The sequence below is a fragment of the Streptomyces sp. NPDC059900 genome (assembly GCF_050270335.1).
In the GTDB taxonomy this organism is placed as follows: domain Bacteria; phylum Actinomycetota; class Actinomycetes; order Streptomycetales; family Streptomycetaceae; genus Streptomyces.
On the sequence record NZ_JBNNJZ010000534.1, the window covers coordinates 1 to 5,521 of the forward strand.

Consider the following 5,521-nt stretch of genomic DNA (forward strand, 5'->3'; position numbering starts at 1 on the left):
GCCATGTACGAGGCCGTCACCCACGCCCAGAACCGCATCCTCTACGGCCGCCCCGTCACCGCCTTCCCGCACGTACGCCGCGAGCTCGCCGACGCCTACGTCCGTCTCGTCGGAATGAAGCTGTTCAGCGACCGCGCCGTCGACTACTTCCGCTCCGCGGGCCCCGACGACCGCCGCTACCTCCTCTTCAACCCCATGACGAAGATGAAGGTGACCACGGAGGGCGAGAAGGTCATCGACCTGATGTGGGACGTCATCGCGGCCAAGGGCTTCGAGAAGGACAACTACTTCGCGCAGGCGGCCGTCGAGATCCGCGGCCTGCCCAAGCTGGAGGGCACGGTCCACGTCAACCTCGCCCTGATCCTCAAGTTCATGGGCAACCACCTGCTGAACCCGGCCGAGTACGAGCCCGTGCCCACCCGCCTGGACGCGGCCGACGACGACTTCCTTTTCCGGCAGGGCCCCGCCCGCGGCCTGGGCGCCATCCGCTTCCACGACTGGCGCACCGCCTACGACGCGTACGCCGAGGTGCCCAACGTCGCCCGACTGCGCGAACAGGCCGACGCCCTGTGCGAGTTCGTGACCACGGCCGCCCCCGACGAGAAGCAGAGCCGCGACCTGGATCTCCTCCTCGCCGTCGGCCAGCTGTTCGCGCTGGTCGTGCACGGCCAGCTGATCCTGGAGCAGGCCCGCCTGACCGGCCTCGACGAGGACGTGCTCGACGAGCTGTTCGCCGTGCTCGTACGCGACTTCTCCGCGCACGCCGTCGAGCTGCACGGCAAGGACTCCGCCACCGAGGCCCAGCAGAACTGGGCGCTCGGCGCGGTGCGGCGCCCGGTCGTCGACGAAGAGCGCTCGGCGCGCGTGTGGCAGCGCGTGGAGGCGCTGGCCGGCGAGTACGAGATGGCCCCGTAGCCCCGCACCTGCGGATCGACGGCGCGCGCGGGCCCGAGCCCCGGGCAGAGCAGCCCGCGCGCGCCGTCGTGCATGCGCCATACGGCGAAGACCCGGGGTCTTTTCAGCTGGGGCGTCTCAGACGGCGAAGACCTGGGAGTCGTCGGCGAAGGCCTTGAACTCCAGGGCGTTGCCCGCGGGGTCGAGGAGGAACATCGTCCACTGCTCGCCCTTCTCGCCCTCGAAGCGCACGTACGGCTCGATGACGAAGTCGATGCCCGCCGTACGCAGCCGCTCGGCCAGCTCCTGGAACTCGGGGATCGGCAGGATCAGGCCGAAGTGCGGCACCGGCACCTCGTGACCGTCGACCGCGTTGTGGATGCGCCGGGCGCGTTCCGCCGCGAGGTGGGTGACGAACTGGTGGCCGTGCAGGTTCCAGTCCACCCAGGTGTCCGCGCTGCGGCCCTGCTCCAGGCCGAGCACCTGGCCGTAGAAGAGGCGGGCCGCCGCCAGATCGTCGACCGGCACGGCCAGGTGGAAGCGGGGGACGGCGGGGACGGGAGCGGTCATGGCGGTGCCTCCTGTTACGCGGATTCCGTGGGCGTCCGGGCTGGGTACCCGGGCGGGAAGCGCCAACCCTCGGTGTGCTGAACAGGGCGGATGCGCGCTTTACGGCGCAAGACGGGTGCGTGCCTTACGGCTTGCCTGTGCCTGTGCCTGTGCCTGTGCCTGTGTCTGTGCCTTGCGACCGGCGATCAGCGGCGAGCGTTGCAGTCCGGACATACCCCCCGATAGGTCACCTCGGCTGCGGAGACGGTGAAGCCGAAGCGCTCGGAGGCCGGAAGCGCGGACAACGGGTCGCCGCCGGGGTGGACGTCCTTGATGGCGCCGCAGCCCGAGCACACCAGATGCTGGTGCGGGCGATGGGCGTTGGGGTCGTAGCGCTTGGCGCGGCCGGTGGACACCTCGATCACCTCGCCGAGGGTGACCAGCTCGCCGAGCGTGTTGTAGACCGTGGCGCGAGATATCTCCGGCAGCCGGGCGGTGGCACGCGCGAGAACCTCGTCCGCGGTCAAGTGGACGTGCTCGCCGTCGAGTACCTCGGCGACCACCCGGCGCTGTGCGGTCATCCTCCAGCCCCGGCCGCGGAGTCGTTCCAGAAGGTCGCTCATGCCTACCAGCCTAACTGTGCTGTGTCTGACGACTGAATTCCGTACGAACCCGTCTGTCGTATTGACTTGGACTTCGTCCATCGTAGGATCAGTTCCGGCCGACGGCCAAGGGACAGGGCAACAGCAGGGAACAGCACGTGACTTCAGGAGGCGGGCCCGCTCGGCCCGGCATCCGGTACCCCGCTCGCGGAGAACCAATCCGGCGAGCAGGCGGGCGTCTGCGGCCCGCGGCCGGTCCTGGAACCGGTCCTGGACCCGGTCCTGCCTTCCCGGCCGATGAGGTCCGTACCGCTCGTATCGCCCGTACCGCTCGTATCGCCCTCGGGCGCCCCAGACTGTTCTGCCGTTCGCAGTTCCTGAGCAGCACCGTGTTCCTGAGCAGCACCGTGATCCGCCCCGTCCGGAAGGATTCCCATGACTGAGAACCATGACGCGATCGTCACCGACCCGAAGCCGGAAGAGACAGGCGGCTGCCCGGTCGCGCACGCTCGCGCGCCGCACCCGACCCAGGGCGGTGGCAACCGCCAGTGGTGGCCGGAGCGGCTCAACCTGAAGATCCTCGCGAAGAACCCCGCCGTGGCCAACCCGCTGGGCGAGGAGTTCGACTACGCCGAGGCGTTCAACTCACTGGACCTGCCCGCCGTGAAACGGGACATCGCCGAGGTCCTCACCACCTCGCAGGACTGGTGGCCCGCGGACTTCGGCAACTACGGACCGCTGATGATCCGTATGGCCTGGCACAGCGCGGGCACCTACCGCATCAGCGACGGCCGCGGCGGTGCCGGCGCCGGTCAGCAGCGGTTCGCGCCGCTCAACAGCTGGCCGGACAACGCGAGCCTGGACAAGGCCCGCCGCCTGCTGTGGCCGGTCAAGAAGAAGTACGGCCAGAACCTCTCGTGGGCCGACCTCCTCATGCTCACCGGCAACGTGGCCCTGGAGACGATGGGCTTCGAGACCTTCGGCTTCGGCGGCGGCCGCGCGGACGTCTGGGAGCCCGACGAGGACGTGTACTGGGGCCCGGAGACCGACTGGCTCGGCGACGAGCGCTACACCGGTGACCGGGAGCTGGAGAACCCCCTCGGCGCCGTCCAGATGGGCCTCATCTACGTCAACCCGGAGGGCCCCAACGGCAACCCGGACCCGATCGCCGCGGCCCGCGACATCCGCGAGACGTTCCGCCGCATGGCGATGAACGACGAGGAGACCGTCGCCCTGATCGCGGGCGGCCACACCTTCGGCAAGACCCACGGCGCGGGACCGGCGGACAACGTCGGCGACGACCCCGAGGCCGCCCCGATGGAGCAGCTGGGCCTGGGCTGGAAGAGCACGTACAACACGGGTGTCGGCAAGGACGCCATCACCTCCGGCCTCGAGGTCACCTGGACCGAGACGCCGACCCAGTGGAGCAACCTCTTCTTCAAGAACCTCTTCGAGTACGACTACGAGCTCGGCAAGAGCCCGGCCGGCGCCCACCAGTGGGTGGCGAAGGACGCCCCGGAGATCATCCCGGACGCCTTCGACTCGTCGAAGAAGCACCGCCCGACGATGCTGACGACGGACCTGTCGCTGCGCTTCGACCCGATCTACGAGCCGATCTCCCGGCGCTTCTACGAGAACCCGGAGGCGTTCGCGGACGCCTTCGCCCGCGCCTGGTACAAGCTGACGCACCGCGACATGGGCCCGGTCGTCCGCTACCTCGGCCCGGAGGTCCCCTCCGAGGAGCTGCTGTGGCAGGACCCGCTGCCGCAGCGCACGGGCGAGGTCATCGACGCGGCAGACATCGCTGGTCTGAAGGAGCAGATCCTCAGCTCCGACCTGACCGTCTCGCAGCTCGTCTCGGCGGCCTGGGCGTCGGCGGCTTCCTTCCGCGGCAGCGACAAGCGCGGCGGCGCCAACGGCGCCCGCATCCGCCTGGAGCCGCAGCGCAGCTGGGAGGTCAACAACCCGGACTCCCTCGCGCAGGTGCTGCGCACGCTTGAGGGCATCCAGGAGTCCTTCAACGCCAAGGGTGGCAAGCAGGTCTCGCTGGCCGACCTGATCGTGCTCGCCGGCACCGCGGCCGTCGAGCAGGCGGCCAAGGACGGCGGCGTTCCGGTCGAGGTGTCCTTCACGCCGGGCCGCGTGGACGCCTCACAGGAGCAGACCGACGTGGAGTCGTTCGCCGCGATCGAGCCCGCCGCCGACGGTTTCCGCAACTACGTCGGCAAGGGCAACCGCCTCCCGGCGGAGTACCTCCTTGTCGACAAGGCGAACCTGCTGAACCTGAGCGCGCCCGAGCTGACGGTCCTCGTCGGCGGCCTGCGCGTCCTGGGCGCCAACCACCAGGGCTCCAAGCACGGCGTGCTCACCACGGCGCCGGGCACCCTGACCAACGACTTCTTCGTCAACCTGCTCGACCTGGGCACGCAGTGGAAGTCGACGTCCGAGGCCCAGGACACGTTCGAAGGCCGCGACGGCGCCTCCGCAGAGGTGAAGTGGACCGGCACCCGCGCCGACCTCGTCTTCGGCTCCAACTCGGAGCTGCGCGCGCTCGCCGAGGTCTACGCGAGCGACGACGCAAAGGAGAAGTTCGTCAAGGACTTCGCGGCGGCTTGGTCGAAGGTCATGGACTTGGACCGGTTCGATCTGGTTTGAGTTCAGTTGTTTGATCGCGATGTCCGGGGGACCAGCCGCAGGGGCGTAGACGCCAACCTAGCGACGGGCCCTCGGGCGGGGGCCTATTGCAGGTCTATCGCGATCGGTGCGAAGCAGTGAGAGAGCGGGGCGCCCAGTGAGACTGGGTCCCGCTCCCTTTCTGATGACATCCGCTATGGTCAGCGTCCAGCTCGTGCTTGTCATCGGCGAGTGCCTCCGGCGGGGGCCTGGGCAGAGGGGGACGGCCTGAGCTGCGGCTTTCGTCGGTCTCGGCGGGGGAGCTGGCCGTTGTGGGGAGCCTTTGCCCTATGGGACGGGGGAGGGCGTGAACGTGCGGGCAGAGGCTTAGAAGAGACCGGCACTGTTTCATCGTCGTGCGCCTGCGACCAGCCAGTTCCGGGGGCGCAGTTGTGATGGCAGCGAGCTACTTCGACACGTATTCGACAGACACGGGCTCTGGACGCCCCGATACAAGAGGCCTAGTGCTTCGCGGTCGACCTTCTCGCCCCGACTTTGCCGAAGTGGTGGCTCGTTGAGCCAACGGGCGCGATGATCGGTGGCTATGTCGCGCATACGGGCCGCTGGTTACTACCGCCGTGATCGCCGATCGGGTCAGGAAGCCCTTGCGCTTGTGGGCCTGATTGCTGCCGTAGCTTCGATGTGGGAAACCACGCAGTCCCTGGTGATCCGCATCCTGATTGTGGCGGTGGGTCTCCTGCTCGGGGCTGTGGCCATCTGGGCGATTGGCAGTGAGCGTAGACGTGCCCGTCAACGTGCCGACAGCGTCGCAAGGGTGCGGCGGGCGGAACAGAACCTAGAGC

At 68.9% G+C, this 5,521-nt stretch carries 5 protein-coding genes; 3 read left to right on the forward strand and 2 right to left on the reverse strand.

What is annotated here, in order from left to right; translation table 11 throughout:
• The coding region (locus tag ACQKIP_RS38265) for an acyl-CoA dehydrogenase family protein (RefSeq protein ID WP_427745199.1) at positions 1-915 on the forward strand (915 nt) is incomplete at its 5' end.
• A gap of 117 nt (positions 916-1,032) precedes the next feature.
• On the opposite strand, the gene ACQKIP_RS38270 is transcribed toward ACQKIP_RS38265, so the two are convergent.
• Positions 1,033-1,464: a VOC family protein gene (locus ACQKIP_RS38270; protein ID WP_365854393.1), complete on the reverse strand. Its 432-nt coding sequence runs from the start codon at positions 1,462-1,464 to the stop codon at positions 1,033-1,035.
• A gap of 185 nt (positions 1,465-1,649) precedes the next feature.
• Positions 1,650-2,066: a Fur family transcriptional regulator gene (locus ACQKIP_RS38275; RefSeq protein ID WP_365854390.1), complete on the reverse strand. Its 417-nt coding sequence runs from the start codon at positions 2,064-2,066 to the stop codon at positions 1,650-1,652.
• Positions 2,067-2,480: 414 nt separating this feature from the next.
• Here ACQKIP_RS38275 and katG point away from each other — a divergent pair, with 414 nt between their 5' ends.
• Together katG and ACQKIP_RS38285 are read left to right on the forward strand one after the other, a co-directional pair.
• A complete protein-coding gene (gene katG / locus ACQKIP_RS38280; RefSeq protein WP_365854387.1) occupies positions 2,481-4,700 on the forward strand; it encodes a catalase/peroxidase HPI in 2,220 nt (739 codons plus the stop codon).
• A 562-nt stretch (positions 4,701-5,262) separates the two neighbouring features.
• Positions 5,263-5,521, forward strand: a 259-nt coding sequence (locus ACQKIP_RS38285; RefSeq protein WP_427745200.1) for a hypothetical protein, incomplete at its 3' end; no start/stop codon positions are given.